Annotated in this window: 14 protein-coding genes; 3 read left to right on the forward strand and 11 right to left on the reverse strand. The window is 46.4% G+C overall.

The annotated features are described in order from the left end of the window. Positions 1 to 52: 52 nt before the first annotated feature. The 3 genes from L976_RS19970 to L976_RS19980 all read right to left on the reverse strand — a co-directional run bounded on the left by L976_RS19970 (position 53) and on the right by L976_RS19980 (position 2792). Positions 53 to 601, reverse strand: coding sequence for a TIGR04211 family SH3 domain-containing protein (locus tag L976_RS19970; RefSeq protein WP_037421868.1), 549 nt, complete (start codon positions 599 to 601; stop codon positions 53 to 55). A 195-nt stretch (positions 602 to 796) separates the two neighbouring features. Next, a complete protein-coding gene (locus L976_RS19975) occupies positions 797 to 2086 on the reverse strand; it encodes an inorganic phosphate transporter (RefSeq protein WP_080612413.1) in 1290 nt (429 codons plus the stop codon). A gap of 25 nt (positions 2087 to 2111) precedes the next feature. Then, positions 2112 to 2792, reverse strand: coding sequence for a TIGR00153 family protein (locus L976_RS19980; protein ID WP_037421779.1), 681 nt, complete (start codon positions 2790 to 2792; stop codon positions 2112 to 2114). Between the two features lie 231 nt (positions 2793 to 3023). Here L976_RS19980 and L976_RS19985 point away from each other — a divergent pair, with 231 nt between their 5' ends. Next, positions 3024 to 4535 (forward strand): CYTH domain-containing protein, encoded by a 1512-nt coding sequence (locus tag L976_RS19985; protein WP_047539552.1) that lies wholly within the window; start codon positions 3024 to 3026, stop codon positions 4533 to 4535. Positions 4536 to 4587: 52 nt separating this feature from the next. On the opposite strand, the gene L976_RS19990 is transcribed toward L976_RS19985, so the two are convergent. From L976_RS19990 to L976_RS20025, 8 genes are all read right to left on the reverse strand, one after another. After that, positions 4588 to 5412, reverse strand: a complete 825-nt coding sequence (locus L976_RS19990; protein ID WP_037421864.1) for an ion transporter — start codon at positions 5410 to 5412, stop codon at positions 4588 to 4590. 146 nt (positions 5413 to 5558) lie between these two features. Continuing rightward, on the reverse strand, positions 5559 to 5888 hold the full coding sequence (locus L976_RS19995; protein WP_037421772.1) for a hypothetical protein: 330 nt from the start codon (positions 5886 to 5888) through the stop codon (positions 5559 to 5561). A 107-nt stretch (positions 5889 to 5995) separates the two neighbouring features. Next, positions 5996 to 6649 (reverse strand): hypothetical protein, encoded by a 654-nt coding sequence (locus L976_RS20000; RefSeq protein WP_047539554.1) that lies wholly within the window; start codon positions 6647 to 6649, stop codon positions 5996 to 5998. A gap of 146 nt (positions 6650 to 6795) precedes the next feature. After that, on the reverse strand, positions 6796 to 7485 hold the full coding sequence (locus L976_RS20005; RefSeq protein WP_047539556.1) for a PspA/IM30 family protein: 690 nt from the start codon (positions 7483 to 7485) through the stop codon (positions 6796 to 6798). 11 nt (positions 7486 to 7496) lie between these two features. After that, positions 7497 to 7910: a YjfI family protein gene (locus tag L976_RS20010; protein ID WP_007645549.1), complete on the reverse strand. Its 414-nt coding sequence runs from the start codon at positions 7908 to 7910 to the stop codon at positions 7497 to 7499. A 78-nt stretch (positions 7911 to 7988) separates the two neighbouring features. Beyond that, positions 7989 to 9713 carry a polyamine aminopropyltransferase gene (locus L976_RS20015; protein WP_047539558.1) on the reverse strand — a complete coding sequence of 575 codons (1725 nt, stop codon included), beginning with the start codon at positions 9711 to 9713 and terminating at the stop codon, positions 7989 to 7991. 4 nt (positions 9714 to 9717) lie between these two features. Beyond that, positions 9718 to 10617, reverse strand: a complete 900-nt coding sequence (locus L976_RS20020) for a DUF350 domain-containing protein (RefSeq protein ID WP_037430257.1) — start codon at positions 10615 to 10617, stop codon at positions 9718 to 9720. A gap of 15 nt (positions 10618 to 10632) precedes the next feature. Further along, the gene (locus L976_RS20025) at positions 10633 to 11622 is read right to left on the reverse strand and encodes a hypothetical protein (protein WP_047539560.1); all 990 of its coding nucleotides are present in this window, start codon (positions 11620 to 11622) and stop codon (positions 10633 to 10635) included. A gap of 254 nt (positions 11623 to 11876) precedes the next feature. Here L976_RS20025 and glnE point away from each other — a divergent pair, with 254 nt between their 5' ends. Both glnE and L976_RS20035 read left to right on the forward strand, forming a co-directional pair. Continuing rightward, positions 11877 to 14741, forward strand: coding sequence for a bifunctional [glutamate--ammonia ligase]-adenylyl-L-tyrosine phosphorylase/[glutamate--ammonia-ligase] adenylyltransferase (gene glnE / locus L976_RS20030; RefSeq protein ID WP_047539561.1), 2865 nt, complete (start codon positions 11877 to 11879; stop codon positions 14739 to 14741). Between the two features lie 57 nt (positions 14742 to 14798). Next, a complete protein-coding gene (locus tag L976_RS20035) occupies positions 14799 to 15770 on the forward strand; it encodes a GGDEF domain-containing protein (RefSeq protein WP_047539564.1) in 972 nt (323 codons plus the stop codon). Positions 15771 to 15773: the final 3 nt, after the last annotated feature.

Consider the following 15773-nt stretch of genomic DNA (forward strand, 5'->3'; position numbering starts at 1 on the left):
CGTTTGAAAACACTGGCTTTAGCTTTGACTTTCCGATTATTTGCGTAAAAATTTACATCCAACGCTTCTTGTTGCGGCGTTGTGGTCTTGGCAGATATACCAAAATTACCCCAACCACTAAACCTGCGGCGGCAATAAGTCCGCCCTCACGCCATAGCGCAAATTGTGCCTCTTGGGCGCTATGATCAACCGCTACTTTGAGGTTATCACGCTCTTGAGTGGTTTTGTTCAGCATAGCTTCGGCTTCGCTTAGCTTGGCTTTGAGTTCATCCACTTCATCGGAATGGTTATTCGTCGAACTTAAGACTTCTGCAAGCTTGGCTTTGGTTTCGTTTAACTCATTAGTGAGTGTTGAAACTTGCTCACGAAAACTAGGCGTTGAACTGATTAAGTTGGTTGGCACCCAACCTTCACGACCTTTATGGTCGATTATTTTTGAATAATCACCCTGAGTTTCGCCAAGTAACGTAACGGGTTGTCCCGCTTCAATCGAACCCAAAATACGATAATCAGTACCTGGGCCGTTGAGAATATAAAGAAACACGTTATCCGAGATATAGCGGGGTTGGCCTTCGGCCAGCAGGTTAGGGGAGAGTAACATCATTCCCACCAGAGTCAGCATTCTTAACACTTTTGTATTCTCATCAACGAAATAGTGACCACATGCTAGGGATTTGAGGCCTGCAATGCAAGAGGGAAGTCATAGACTTCCCTCAACTTTGCCGCATCCATGCTAGCAATTCCTCTGTGTTTAGTACATTTCTACGGCGAGCTTGCCATAGTCGTTATGTGCTTCTTAGTTAAAGATGCCTTTAATCATATAGAAGAAGATGATCGATAGACCTGCACCCGCAGGTAAAGTAACCACCCAAGACACAACAATGTTACGCACCACACCAATATTGATTGCCGCAATACCACGGGCCATACCCACACCTAATACCGCACCGACTAACGTTTGTGTGGTAGAGATAGGTAAACCAGTACCAGAAGCAATCACTACGGTAGAGGCTGCGGCTAATTCGGCAGCAAAACCGCGACTTGGGGTTAAATGAGTAATATTTTTACCAATGGTTTGCATCACGCGCTGACCGAAAATCGCCAGACCCATAACGATACCCACAGCACCTAAAGGTAGGATCCACCATACTAACGGTGATTTAGATGCAATTTGGCCACCACTATTAACTACAGATACCACCGCAGCTAAAGGACCAATCGCATTAGCAACATCGTTTGAACCGTGGGCGAATGCCATACAACAAGCGGTTAAAACCATCAGGATCGCAAACACTTTTTCGACGTTAGCGTACATGGTTTTGTGGCTTGCTTTCTCATCCATTTTTAGACGAGAAATAAACACTTTACCTATGATACCAACGACCAATGCTATTACGCCCGCCAGGATATAAGCTTCGGCACCTTTTAAATGAATGCCAACGTGTGACAACCCTTTGAGGATCGTGACTAATGACATCATAAAGCCTGCGAACGCCATGTAGAAAGGTACATAACGTTTAGCATTAGCAAGTGGGTTATCGGTGTTGAAAATCAGTTTTTGAGTGCTTTGGAACAGAATGAACGCCATAAAGCCAGAGATTGCTGGTGTAATAACCCAAGAACCAACAATACCGCCTACTTTTTCCCAAGCGACAGACTCAGTGCCAACGCCTACAGCCGCGAAGCCGATAATCGCGCCTACAATTGAGTGAGTCGTTGATACTGGCCAGCCTAATGCCGATGCCACGACTAACCAAATCCCCGCAGCTAACAATGAGCCAATCATGCCATATACCAGCAATTCAGGGGTTTGGGTAAAATAACTTGAATCAATAATACCGTTACGGATTGTACTGGTCACTTCGCCGCCGGCCAAAAAAGCACCTGCAAATTCGAAGATCATAGCGATAATAATCGCTTGTTTAATCGTAATAGCGTTAGAACCAACAGAGGTTCCCATCGCATTGGCCACATCGTTTGCACCAATGCCCCACGCCATTAGAAAACCAAACGCAGCCGCAATGGCAATAAGCCACGGCCCATTAGTGGCTAATACGTTAGCCACCTCCATACCTGCATCAACCATATTGATACCTTGATAACCTTATTTATTAAACGCGAGCAAGCATAAGCTCAAGACGCGAACCGACGCGTTCGGCCAGATCTGCAAGACCGCCGACCCATTCAATCGTTTTATAGAGGAACATCACATCGACAGGATTCAATTCTGATTCCAATGCGAATAATTGACGACGAAGTTGAATTTGTAAATCGTCAGTATCTTCTTCGATGATATCGAGTTCGTTGATCATTTTGGCCACTAAGTCAACTTCACGACCACGGAAACCTGCTTCGAGCAAATCTTCGAGTTCGTTAATGACTTCTTTTGCAAGACCAACCGCGTCGATACAACGTTGTAAGTATGCGATAAAGGGGACTTGCATGACCTGAGGGATAAGTAATTGACGGCCGATAACACGACCAGAGATATCTTTTGCTTTGTTAGCGATTTTGTCTTGTTGTGTAAGTAGTTCCAATAGATCTGTACGCTCAACAGGCATAAACAAACCGCTTGGCAGAGTGAGGCGAATTTCACGTTTGAGTGAGTCCCCTTGCTTTTCCGCTAAACTAATTTGTTTACGTAGTTGAACTGCAGCATCCCAGTTACCTGTGATGGTGGCTTCGAAAAAGGGGACCAGTAACGATGCGCAATCGTAGACTTTGTCCATGTGCTCTTGAAGAGGCTTAATTGGCGATTTTGCAAACACGCCCAAAATAGAGTTTACTGGCATTGCCGTTTACCTATTTAGATTGTTCCATGATTGGAAAAAGCGGGCGCATGTTACCCTATGCGTCCGCGTATTGAAACTGTGTTTTTTGAGAAAAAATCACAGCTTTATTCTAACGGGTTATATACCAACTTCAAAACCAAATCCTACGGGATTTTTATGACACATTTGTGACATTATGAACTAAAAATGACGCGTGAATGAATATTTGATGACAAAATGAGCGGTGCAGTAATGAATGCTGAGATTGAATTAAAACTGTTTTTCCTACCTAAATTTCTAGAAACCCTGATAAATAAGCTAGATAGCTTAGAAAATGCTGCTCCGCAAGGCACACGTCGTTTAACCAACGGTTACTTTGACACTCCCACATTGCAATTGCGTCAATGGGACATGGGATTGCGGGTTCGTGGCTATGATGGACACAAAGAACAAACCATCAAAACAGCAGGGCAAGTGATTGGAGGGATCCATTCTCGCCCCGAATATAATGTCACTATTCAAACCGATAGTCCTGATTTAAGTCTATTCCCCGTAAGCATTTGGCCTATAAATGCCAATTTAGCAGCAGTGCAAGCCGAGCTTGGCTGTGTATTTCATACTGATTTTTATCGCCGTGCTTGGCATGTGAAAGTAGGACATAGCATGGTAGAGGTTGCCTTAGACACTGGCGAAATTACCGCAAATGGCCAGCGCGAGGCGCTCTGTGAACTGGAATTCGAGCTGTTAAGTGGCGATGCGAGTGCGCTATTGGCGCTAGCGACTCAAGTTGCGAGCACGATTCCTGTGCGTTTAGGTAAAGCCAGTAAGGCGCAGCGTGGCTATCGACTCGCGGGGCAATCTAAGCCGTTAGCTTTAAGTGCGCTGGAGTTTTTGCCTCTGCCTGTGCCCGAAGATTTGAATCTACATCAACCCCATCAACAGGATTTAACGGCGACCTGCCAAGTGTTACTTGAAACGGCACTTGAACGTTGGCAATTGCTTGAGGCGATGATAGCTGATGAACAAGATAACGAAGCTCAGATAGCCCTATGGTGGCGGATGCGTGCTTGTATTCGTTTATTACGGATGACTCTGAGGCAGTTTGGTCTCGCTAATGCTACTTTGATGCAGCAATTTAATCTTATTGAATCACAACTAACGTTTATTGAAGAGGCACAGGCCTTAGCTGCCTTGCTCGGTAGTCAAAAAGGCTTATTAACTCGGCACGACGCCCGTCAAGCTTTGATGCAACAACTACAGCTGCAATTTGAAGCCATGGATATCTCAGGGCGGTTAAATTTACTCTGGCAAAGAGTTGAATACTGTCAATTGCAGTTAGCGATTGTCGAGATCCTATTGGCTCTCAGCGCGGGGAATATCGAACTGCCCGCAGAGCTTGGATTATCCCACCATGCTGATCATGCTCAGGAAGCTTCATGGCAGGCGATTTTAGCTGCCATGCCTAGCGATAAGACAATGACCGCCGAGGATTATTTGCAGTGTGCCGCGTTACTGGATGAGAGTATTCAAATAGGGCAAGCGTATGGGCTTTTATATGAGGCAAAATCCCGTGATGCCTTTAGGGCGCCATGGCAGGATTTAGTGTTAGGCATTCGAACCTTAGCCTGTTATCGACAATTAACACTTGCGGCCAAATCGCTTGGTGTCGATTTAACCGATTGGCTTGAGGACAAGCAGCAAAGCTTACTTATTGCGATGGAGGCATCGAGACAAAACGCGATTGAGCAAACGACCTATTGGTAAACGGCCTGTTGGAATAGCCATATTGAACGAAGCTTAGGAAGGCAGTGCCTTCCTAATTTTTTTGGGCTTCTAATGCTTGTTTTAACTCAGCAATTTTGGCCAGCATCTGTGCCTGATTTTGCTCCATTTGCCGCTGGGTTTCTTCCATTCTAGCAAGCGCTAGTTCAAGTTCTGACTTGATTTCTGCCTTATGGGCATCTTGGCGCTCCTGTCGTTCGCTTTCATCTGGTGCAACAAACACAGAAGCCATATAGCCCGAAATTACCCCGAAAAAACTCACACCACTAACGATCACTATGCCACCCACAATATGCCCCGCGGTGCTGACGGGATAAAAGTCGCCGTAACCTACGGTCGAAATGGTCACTAATGCCCACCAAATAGCCTGCTCGGCGGTTTGGATATTCGCGCCTTCAGTGCCGCTTTCGACAATCAAAATGATAATTGAAGCGAAGGTTAAAATGGTCACCATCGCTACCAGCAAACTGGCAAGGGTGGCTTGTTTTCGTTGTTTTATCAGTGGGATAAGGAAGGAGCGGCTCATGCGGATTAAACGGATCACCCGTAGGATTTGGAAGACCCGTGCAATGCGTAGCGCCTCAATAGCAGGAATACTGGCGATGAAATCGATCCAATGATGGCGTAGGTAAAAGAGTTTATTCCGCGAGCGTAATAGGCCAGCAAAAAAGTTGACCATAAAAATCATGCAAATCGTGGTATCGATGAAAAAGAGTAATCGATAGGTTTCTGTATCGAGACGGCCAAAGGTCATCACTAGCACTATGATCACCGATAGCAGCGATAGCAGCATCATTGCAACTTCGATCGGTGAGGGATTACCAACGGCGCGGAGTGACCAAGAGGTTTTATCTGTCATGCCTAACATGATCCCTGTGTTTTAAGGCGAATGTTTAAGGTAAAAGAGTTTACGCTATGAGTAAATTAACTTTGTGATAAATCGCCCGAGTTAGTCCAGTCAGGCCATTTGACGCCGGTTTTTGTGCAGGATTAACGCTGAAATTATTAGTCCTTTGCGACAAAGCGCACGAGATCTTCAAGCACTCTACGTTTAATTTCAAGCTGGGCATCAGCACTTAGGCCGTATTTTTCAGCAAGTTGCACATAATCGTCAGCGTTAAGTGACACGGTTAAACGGGGGCGAGTCGGACGTTTTGAAACACTTAAGCCCAAAATCGTTCTGATCTGATCGGAAGGGCTAACGCCCGCATCGAGCGCCGCTTTACGAATAGAATATTGAAACTTTTCATCGAGGTCGAAAGCCACTTGAGTCGCCTTTGCAGCATCTTGGTTCTTCTGCCATTGCTCTGGAAGAGGGTGTTTCATTTTACTCATTGGGTTTTACCTGTTGCTATCAACCGTATATTGCGAGCCAATTCAATGGGGATTGTAATGGCTTAAGCGATAAAGTGCGAGTCACGCACTTTATCTTTTGCCAAATTTTACTGACCTGGCCAGTAGTCGCGAATGTCCGACAAGGGGCGGTATAAGGTCAGTACCACATCGGTATCGCCACCCTCATACACTTCAACTTCGACTGCGCGGCTTTCGTCATCATCGAGCAGCAAATAATATTCGAAGGGTTCACCGCTGGCGCCATTGGCATCCTGCGGCGGTTTAAGTCCTCGATAATCTTCACGGTGGAAGTAGCCAAAGAGTGCAAAACTCACTTGGTGGTATTGCTTGCCCAACCATTGTTCGAGCTGCTCGGCTAACGGTGGTGATAACTCTTGGGTGGTGAGCTCGGCGTGTCCAGGCTCATCGAACAGGGTGCTAAATTGCTCTAGGTCGAATAGTTGCTCAACCTGGGAGCGGGTAATTTTAAGGGAAAAAGCAAGGTAAGTTTCATCGTCTTCTTCGATGCTTAAAAACAAGGTGTCACTACCATGCCCTTTGAGTACCCATTCGGTTTGTTGTTTACGTTCAAATTCGTAGGTATTAACGGCTTCGACTTTGAGTTGTTGGCCGCGCAATTGTGGTGGCAGTGCAAAACTATTGTCGATGGAGATCATGTCACCGATCTTGAGCGCGGAGGGATGATTGAGTTCACGCGCTGGAGGCGCCTTTTTACCAAAAATACTGTTAAAAAATCCCATATTCGCTCCTAAGCTGTGCGCCAATGTTCTGAACTAACCCATGAGTTAGCTTAGACTTGGGTGAATGTTGGTATACCTAAAACAAAAAAGCCGAGCACAATAGGGGGTGATGGTCCCATCAGTGCTCGGCGTTTGGTCAATCTTAATTAGCTTTTACGTGCCTTGATACGTTCGAGCACAGCGTTAGCATTGGATTTTTGCTCACCAATGCCCGCTTCAGCTAACTTAGCCTGCAATGATTTATCACTGCCTTCTTCGGCTAAGGCTTCAGCTGCTTTTAATCTGTCATCAAACTGCTGCTGACGCGCTTTGATACGCTCTAAAGAGTCTTTTGCATTCAGTAGCTTAGAGTTGCTTGATGCGAAAGAGTCGGTAATCGTTGCCGTGGCTTTTTGCACGCTTTCGGTGGTTTTTACCATGCTTAACTGACGTTGATAATCAGACAGTTGACGCTCGGTTTTCTTCACCAAATCTTTTAAGCGTACCGCATGGGCGCTGAAGCTATCATTGGCGGTCTGCTGCTCAGATAGTTCTTGCTCCAATTGGGCAATTTTTTCCGCCACTTCAATCGCTAAGGCTTCATTGCCTTTGTCTAACGCTTGGGTGACATAGCCTTCGTGCTCAGCAATTGAACGTTTTAAGCGGTCAACTTCGCGGCTGGCTTGCATTTCTTTGGCCATGACATCGGTCAGTTCGCGCTTGGCGTTGGTTAAATGTTTCTCGGCATCGCGGATTTCCTGTTCGAAAATTCGGGTCGAGTTTGCGTCTACGATGCTTTGGCCAACTTCGGTGGCACCACCGCGAAACGCTGTTAAAATTTTATTCAGAATGCCCATGTTGTGGCTCCTTATTTCAGATAGTCGACCATTTCATCGATAACTTCTAAACAGTTATCGGATAATACTGCTAGCTCTTGCTCGATTTCGAGCATGCTAGATTGCAGAGACAGTGCACCGTAAACCACGTATTTGTCATCAATCTTGGCAAAGGCTGACAGTGGCATTGGAATGTTTAATTCGAGCATGGTTTCAAACATTTCACTGCGACGTTCTTGGTTTACTTCATTTTCGCCCCACAGGTAACTGATGCAGAGAATTTGGTTATCCGTAACCGATACGAATACCGGGATTTCTTCACGGCCGACCACATTCACTTGCAACACTTCGACTTCACCATCAATTGGATAGCAATCGAATTGGAAGCCGGTCTGGCTGTTATTGCCAAGGCTGTTGAGGTGATTAGCAAGAGTATGGATATTCATATTTGTCCTTATTGACATATTATGTCTGTATTCAAAGATAGCACTGAGACATAATATGTCAAGCACTATCTTCATCCGTTAAAAAAGATCCAGTCCTTGGGTTTCGGACCAAGCCTGTTGATGATAATGGTACAACTGTAATGACCCCAGTTCATTGGGCTTAATATTGGTCGCATCCTGATAAAAATTGGCAGGAAATTCAAACGCGCCTTTAACTAAACCTAAGGTTAGCCAGTCATCCACAATTGGCAGCTCTGTCAGCTGCGCTAAACGATGTTGAGCATCTTTGCCATTTAAGGTGGCAATACTCCAACCCCATTCGCCAAAACTAGGGACATTGTGGTGATATTGTTTTACATCAAATCCCGCTAATGCCAAGGTTTTTGCTACTGAAATAAAGGCTTTTTGCGCATGATAGGGTGACGTTGACTGTACTGTCAGAGCGCCATCACTGCTCATTAGTTCCTTAAGTTTTCGATAGAAATAATCCGAGTAAAGCTTATTCAGATCTGGATGGCTGGGATCGGGTAAATCCACAATAATCGCATCATATTTATCCCCTTTCGCAATCAGTTTATCTACTCCATTAAAGGCATCATCGTGGATGACCGTTACTCGAGGATCGTTAAACGCATTGCCATTGAGTGATAGCAGGGCTTGGCTTAAACGCGCAGGCATATCAGAATCGGGAGATTTAAACAGTTGCACCAATGCCGCATCAAGGTCGAGTAAGGTCACTTGCTCAGGTTCCCAGCGCAATACTTGTTTTAGGCCCAGCCCGTCACCGCCGCCAATGATTAATACCTTGTTATGACGAGCGCTAGCCGCAAGGGTTGGATGAACTAAAAACGCATGGTAAATGTGTTCATCGCTACTCGAAAACTGTAAACGACCATTGATATACAAGGCATATACGGGGGGAAGACCATTGCCTCGTAGGCGCTCTGTAAAGGTCAGCTGTTGAAAACGCGTTGCCTTGGCATAGACCACCTTATCTTTGTAAAGCAGATTGTTGAACTGTTGCTCCCAGCTTGGCCCTCGAATGGCGAGCAGCAACAATACGCCAGTGACGACTAAGTGGCCCACTAACAGTAATTTCGGTCTTTGGATCTTTGGCCAAAAGCGCCAGATAAATACAAACCCAGCTAACAAGTTAAAGCTGGCGGTCAGTGCGGCGGAGAGTTGTATATCGATGGCCAGCATAAAGCCGACCCAAATGGCCGCGCCAACTCCTGCGCCAATATAATCTGCGCCGTAAATTGTGCCCGCATTGTGGAGTAGGTGTTCATCTGAAAGGGATTGTCTTACCCTTGCGATCAGTGGGATTTCCATCCCGATCATCAAGCCGAGCAGCACGCCCCAGACATAAGGTAGATATTCGCTAAGCTTTTGTAGCGTGCCAATCATCCCACCTTCGGGCAGTTGATCCGGCGGCAAGCCCAAGGTGCTGGCGATGATCATCGGTAGCTGTTGGCCAAAACCTATCACGGCAGCGGTAATTAGAATTGCCAGCGAACCACAGAGCGCGACGGTGAGTTCGAGCACCACAAAGCCAGTGAATGCATCCTTAATTTTACGCGCGGCAAAGGCTCCAAGGCCCATGGAGACGATCATCAGACCGATCATGGTATAGATGGCGGCCTCAAGTGCGCCTAAAATCCGCCCTGCGTAGTGGGATAGCAGATATTCGTAGATAAGACCGCACCCAGCGAGCACGGCCATTATGCCCAGTAATAGGACATCGTCGAACCAGCCTAGGCGGCTAGGTTTAGCCGCCGAAGTGGTTAATTGTGACTCGTGCATTGGATTACGCCATTAGGGCCGTGAGGATAAGTGCGATTGCAATACTGATGGCCATTTCCACGGCTGCGATACCAATATTATGTTGTCTTTCGACTTCATCCGCTAAATTGATACGTGCTAAAACCAGCTTTTTAATGATAAACAGCAGCAGTGTCAGTACGACTAACATTATGATTGAAAACACCAACCAACCAATGATGTTAGTGACATAGGCCGTTGGATTGAAAAGAATAAAGTGACTCGCAGCATTAAAGCTGAGCGCCATAGCGATCATAAATCCGGCGTGGCGGATGGCTAAAGCGGTATGGCCTTGAGCGAGTGCCTGTTGCATTGATGAATCTTGGTTACGGCTTGCGAAACGTTTTTCACGTAAGCGGGTGAGAAGCACCAGCATGAGTTGTGAAATCGCAAAGGCGCTAAAGATGGCAATAAAAGTGTCGATTGTTAAATCTTCAGCCCATAACAGTACTGCGCGAATAATGATTGCGGTGGCGATAGCAACACTGGCATCCACAATGGCGACAGACACGTTACCTTTAACAATTTGCTGATTTTTATCGAGTTCATTTAACGCGATTTTATCGTGTAGAAAGCGCCCAAATTTAATCAGTATTAAACCAAATAAACCATAGGCACTCATGCCTATCGCTTCAGTTAAATAGGAGGGCGCTGCGGCACCAGTGATGGCGCCTGTGAGCACAATGCCTAACGCAGCAACTGCGCCAGCAGTGCTGATCCCAAAGGCAAAGTTATCGCGTTCAGCCAGTTCTTTACTGCTATTTACTCTTACGCTCCATCCTTGTAAATAACGCATTAACGTCAATAGGATAACCGCAATCGTGAGGTCGATTGCGAGTATGGTGACTAGCTCTGGTGTGATACCGAAATCCTGAAATAGTGTCATGGGAGATCCTTTACGTTACTTGCCTCGGCGCACACTGCGGGTCGTGCGGTTGCTGGAATTACGGAAACTGCTGTCTTTAGAATAATTTGAGCGGAATTTACTGCCAGATTGTGCGCTCGACTTATTTGCTGAGCTCGAACCAGCAGTATTTGCTTTGGGGGCGCTAGTGCTCTCGCGGGAGAGTGCGGTTGAGCCTGTACGCGATTTTGCATAGGGGCTATCGAAGCGCTTTCCTTGAGAATCAAAACGTTTTTTCGTTTCTGCAAAGACTCTAGCTTGAGCTTCTACCTGTTTTGGCGAGGTGTAGCGATATCGGCCAACGTCGTTGTAATAACTATATCCACGGTTACCTGACCAGCGGTCGTAATAGATTGGACGCTGAAAAATGTTGGAGAACATGGAATACATGCCGTACCAAGCCCAGAAAGACATGCCACTAGAGTCAGTCTGCCAACTTCCATAAGCGGGGTTACCCACTAGTTGACTACCAGGGCCATAGTCCTCGGCATTATTGGCAAGGGCCGCCGCTTCACGGCTGATGGCATTGACACGGGCAAGCTTACCCTCTGACATATCTGCGATCACGTTCACCGGATCGGATAGCATGTCGTTATACAGGCTAGGATCGGCTGCTTGATAGAGATTCTCAACCTCGGCTAATTGTTGGTCGAGATCGGTAAAGTTGGCCGAATTTTTGGCATCAGCTAAGCGGCGTTTTAGCGAGGCATACATGGGCCCTTCGGCGGTTGCATCCTTGGCTAATTCATCTACTAATGGCGCCAAATCGGGCTTTTGCTGTTTTAGCAAGCTGCTATATTGCTTGAGCAGATTAGCATTACGCACCTGACCGTCATCAAGCATGGTATTGAGGGTTGTGAGACGCTGCTCTGTGAGTTGTTGATACTTCTCTATTTTCTCCGGCCGATCATCGCCACAACCCGTTAGCGATAAGGTCGCGGCCAAAATGAGCATCGACGTGAGAACACGCATTAGCATTCCTGCCATGTTTTCTCCAAAAGTGCTGAAATAAAACTCAAATATGGGCGGACAATAATAATCAACTTGCCCAATATGTTTGCCTCACAGGTTATAGTACCCTAAACAGCCAAGAAAGAGGGGTTGCTCTCTTGAGGGAACTTAAGTTTTGCCATTTATAGAAACACGCGTTAAGGCATAGCAACTTTGTTAAACCTGATGCGATTTCATTCTATATCATTTGTGACATAATATGTCGATGTTTAAATTTGTTAGGGATTATTATGGCCGTACAAAAAGACAGTAATAAGTCATTGTCTCCCCTCATCACTCAAGCCGCAGAGCGCCATTGGGCACGTCTCGCTGAAGTATGGTCAGAAGGACTGGCAAATTTAACGCCTGCGCAGCAGCAGGAACTAAAAAACGTTTTAGGATTAAGCGATTATATCGCGGTGCAATTAACTCGTTCTCCTGAATGGATCAACACCCTGTTTGCCGATGATTTGCAGCAAGTCGAACGAAAATTGTTTGATGCCCAGTTACGCGAGCTATTAACCAGCGCCACTACCGAAGACATGGCAAAACGCCTATTGCGTCGATTCCGTAATTATCAAATGGTGCGGTTAGCATGGCGAGACTTTTTAGATTACGCCAGCTTAGAGGAGTCTTTGCTCGATCTTTCTGCGCTCGCAGAGGCGTTAGTTATTGGCGCAAGGGATTGGCTTTATAAAGAGATGTGCGCGCAATACGGGACACCAATGGATAAGGCGGGTAATCCTCAACCGCTGTTAATTTTGGGTATGGGAAAACTCGGTGGCCGAGAGCTGAACTTCTCTTCTGATATCGATCTGATTTTTACTTTCCCAGAACATGGTGAAACCGTTGGCGGTCGCCGTAGTCTTGATAATCAACAGTTTTTCATCCGAATGGGACAGAGGCTCGTTAATTTACTCGACCAAATTACTGTTGATGGTTTTGTATTCCGCGTCGATATGCGCCTGCGCCCTTATGGCGAGAGCGGGCCTTTAGTGGTGAGCTTTAGTGGTCTTGAGGATTATTACCAAGAGCAAGGGCGTGATTGGGAGCGCTATGCCATGGTTAAAGCCCGCTCGCTCGGGCCTTGGAATCATTTTTCCGACGAGCTACACAGTTTGTTGCGCCCCTTTGTTTATCGCCGTTATATCGATTTTTCGGCGATTGAATCCCTGCGCAAAATGAAACAACTTATCGCTCAAGAAGTCCGCCGTCGTCAGTTAACCGACAATATTAAGCTCGGTGCGGGAGGGATTCGTGAGGTGGAGTTCGTTGTACAAAGCTTCCAGTTGATCCGTGGTGGTCGTGAACCCTCGCTGCGCCAGCAAAGTCTGTTTGGTGCTATGGGCACCCTTTATAGCCTTGGGCAGTTTGAATATCTGGCGGTCGATGAGCTAAAACACAGTTATTTATTGCTGCGCCGTGTCGAGAATCTTTTGCAAGCGATTGATGATAAACAAACGCAAACCTTGCCGAATAATCCTCTCGATTGGGAGAGGCTTTGTTATGTGCTAGAGATAGCTAATGAAACGGATCTTCGTACCCATATCGAGGCGGCGATGGCGAAAATTCATCGTCACTTTAAGGCTACCGTTGGCGGCGAAGAAGGCGAAGAAAAAGCCGAGCATTGGACAGCGCAGTTGTGGAACGTACAGCAGGATGATCACGCAATCAACTTGTTAGCTGAGCAGCAGATTGATGATGAAAAACTCTGGCCTTTACTGAGTCGTTGGCGTGAAACCGTGACTAAACGCTCGATTGGCCCGCGTGGACGTGAAACTCTTGATAAATTAATGCCAAGGTTGCTCGACGAGCTGCTTAATCAACCTAGCCCGTCGGCGGCTTTTGAGCCCGTGTCTAAAGTGCTTGAGCAAATTTTAACGCGTACTACCTACCTTGAGTTACTGTGCGAAAACCCCGGCGCCCGTCAGCAACTGGTGAGTCTGTGCTGCGCAAGTCCTTGGATTGCGGTGCAACTTGCAAAGTTTCCTATGCTGCTTGATGAGCTTATCGACCCAGCGCATCTATACGATACAACTTCGCTGGATGATTATCCGAGTGAGCTGCGCCAGTATCTGCTGCGGGTACCAGAGGATGATATGGAGCAGCAAATGGAGGCACTGCGTCAATTTAAGTTATCGCAACAACTTAAAATTGCCGCCGCCGATGTCACCGGTGTATTGCCTGTGATGCAGGTGAGTGACCATTTGACTTTTTTGGCTGAAGCCATTATCGAACAAGTGGTGATGCAGGCATGGCAGCAGATAGCGGTGCGCCATGGCGTGCCGAGTTATCTAGCGGAAAGCAGTGATACGGGCTTTGCGGTGATTGGTTACGGCAAGTTAGGGGGTATTGAGCTGGGCTATGGCTCAGATTTAGATTTGGTTTTTCTGTATGAAGCGCCGGAAAATATGACCAATAGCCTAACCAATGGTGATCGACCGATTGAAGTCGGTCATTTTTACCTTAAACTTGCTCAACGTATTCTGCACTTATTTTCGACGCGAACGACCTCGGGTGAGCTGTATGAAGTGGATATGCGCCTGCGTCCTTCGGGGGCATCGGGTCTTATGGTGAGTGAGATCGCCCGCTTTAGTGAATATCAAACCCAAGAGGCGTGGACGTGGGAACATCAAGCGTTAGTGCGTTCACGTTTTGTGTTTGGTGATAATAGCTTGGCTGTCAAGTTTAGCCAAATCCGCGCTTCAGTCTTAGAGCTGCCAAGGGACAAAGACGAGCTTAAAAAAGCGGTACGTGAGATGCGGCAGAAGATGCGCGACCATTTGCTTAAGGTTGCCGAAGGTGAGTTTGATTTAAAACAGAGTCCTGGCGGGATTGCGGATATTGAGTTTATTGCACAATACTTAGTGCTCGCCAATGCCCATGAGTACCCTGAGTTGTCAATTTGGTCAGATAATGTGCGTATCTTCGGCGTGTTGGCTGAGCTTGAGCTCTTGCCACTGATGAGCGCTCAACATTTAACCCAAAGTTATTGCTGGTTAAGGGATGAAAATCATCGTCTAACCCTACAGCAAAAATCAGGGAAGTTGGCTTACGCCGATGTAGCTGCTCATGCGGAGCGGATACTCGCCATTTATCAGACGATACTTGAGTAAGTAAAAACAAGTGAATCAAGTAGTGAGTCGATGCTTGATATAGAGTTGGAGCGAGCTATGCAATTACCTCCTATCCCAGAGAATGAGTTGCAACGTTTAGCCACCTTAAGGGCATTGAATATACTCGATACCGATGCCGAGGAAAGATTTGACAGGATCACTCGGCTGACTCGGCGGATCTTTGCTCTGCCGATTTGCGTGGTGACCTTAGTTGATGCAAATCGTCAATGGTTTAAATCCCGGCAAGGATTAGCGGTGACGGAGACATCAAGGGATGTGTCGTTTTGCGCCCACGCCATTAATCACGATGGTATTTTTATCGTTAACGATGCCTTAACGGATCCCCGTTTTCACGATAATCCTTTAGTCACTCAGTCTCCCCATATTCGTTTTTATGCTGGTTATCCTTTGACTATTCATAGCGAATATCGGGTGGGGACGTTGTGCTTAATTGATAATGAGCCGAGGGAATTTAGCGAAGATGATATCGAAACCTTAACGGATTTGGGGCAGATGGTTGAGGCTGAGTTGTTGTCTATTGCGCAGAATACTTTAGATCCTTTAACGATGATTTCTAATCGGAGAGGATTTGAACTCCTTGCTTATCAATCTCTTGCTAGTTGTCGACGCATGGATTCTCAGGCAGCGTTAGTCTTTTTTGATCTGGATTTTTTTAAAGAGGTCAATGACCGTTTTGGCCATCGCAAGGGCGATCAGGTACTTTATGATTTTGCCCATATTTTAATGGCGGCATTTCGGGAATCCGATGTAATCGCGAGATTAGGTGGTGATGAGTTTGTGGTGCTATTAAGTTTAGTGCAGCCCGATACCGTTGGCTTTGCCATCAAACGATTTCAATTATTACTTGACCAATATAATCAACAACATCCACAGCAAAACCCCTTAAAAACCAGCATAGGTATCGCCCATTGGTCGCCTGATTCGGATATCAATCTTGAGGATTTACTCGATGCTGCCGATAGGGCAATGTATCAAGATAAAGCCGAACATCATTCAAATAACCCTTAATGG

The sequence above is a fragment of the Shewanella sp. ZOR0012 genome (assembly GCF_000798835.1).
In the GTDB taxonomy this organism is placed as follows: domain Bacteria; phylum Pseudomonadota; class Gammaproteobacteria; order Enterobacterales; family Shewanellaceae; genus Shewanella; species Shewanella xiamenensis.

Bases quoted from the DNA above. Each gene is read 5' to 3' on its own strand.
- L976_RS20015 (WP_047539558.1), bottom strand. From the start codon at position 9,713: ATGCACGAGTCACAATTAACCACTTCGGCGGCTAAACCTAGCCGCCTA.
- L976_RS20010 (WP_007645549.1), bottom strand. From the start codon at position 7,910: ATGAATATCCATACTCTTGCTAATCACCTCAACAGCCTTGGCAATAAC.
- L976_RS19995 (WP_037421772.1), bottom strand. From the start codon at position 5,888: ATGAGTAAAATGAAACACCCTCTTCCAGAGCAATGGCAGAAGAACCAA.
- L976_RS19990 (WP_037421864.1), bottom strand. From the start codon at position 5,412: ATGACAGATAAAACCTCTTGGTCACTCCGCGCCGTTGGTAATCCCTCA.
- L976_RS20025 (WP_047539560.1), bottom strand. From the start codon at position 11,622: ATGGCAGGAATGCTAATGCGTGTTCTCACGTCGATGCTCATTTTGGCC.
- L976_RS19980 (WP_037421779.1), bottom strand. From the start codon at position 2,792: ATGCCAGTAAACTCTATTTTGGGCGTGTTTGCAAAATCGCCAATTAAG.
- L976_RS20005 (WP_047539556.1), bottom strand. From the start codon at position 7,485: ATGGGCATTCTGAATAAAATTTTAACAGCGTTTCGCGGTGGTGCCACC.
- L976_RS20000 (WP_047539554.1), bottom strand. From the start codon at position 6,649: ATGGGATTTTTTAACAGTATTTTTGGTAAAAAGGCGCCTCCAGCGCGT.
- L976_RS19975 (WP_080612413.1), bottom strand. From the start codon at position 2,086: ATGGTTGATGCAGGTATGGAGGTGGCTAACGTATTAGCCACTAATGGG.
- glnE (WP_047539561.1), top strand. From the start codon at position 11,877: ATGGCCGTACAAAAAGACAGTAATAAGTCATTGTCTCCCCTCATCACT.
- L976_RS19970 (WP_037421868.1), bottom strand. From the start codon at position 601: ATGTTACTCTCCCCTAACCTGCTGGCCGAAGGCCAACCCCGCTATATC.
- L976_RS20020 (WP_037430257.1), bottom strand. From the start codon at position 10,617: ATGACACTATTTCAGGATTTCGGTATCACACCAGAGCTAGTCACCATA.
- L976_RS20035 (WP_047539564.1), top strand. From the start codon at position 14,799: ATGCAATTACCTCCTATCCCAGAGAATGAGTTGCAACGTTTAGCCACC.
- L976_RS19985 (WP_047539552.1), top strand. From the start codon at position 3,024: ATGAATGCTGAGATTGAATTAAAACTGTTTTTCCTACCTAAATTTCTA.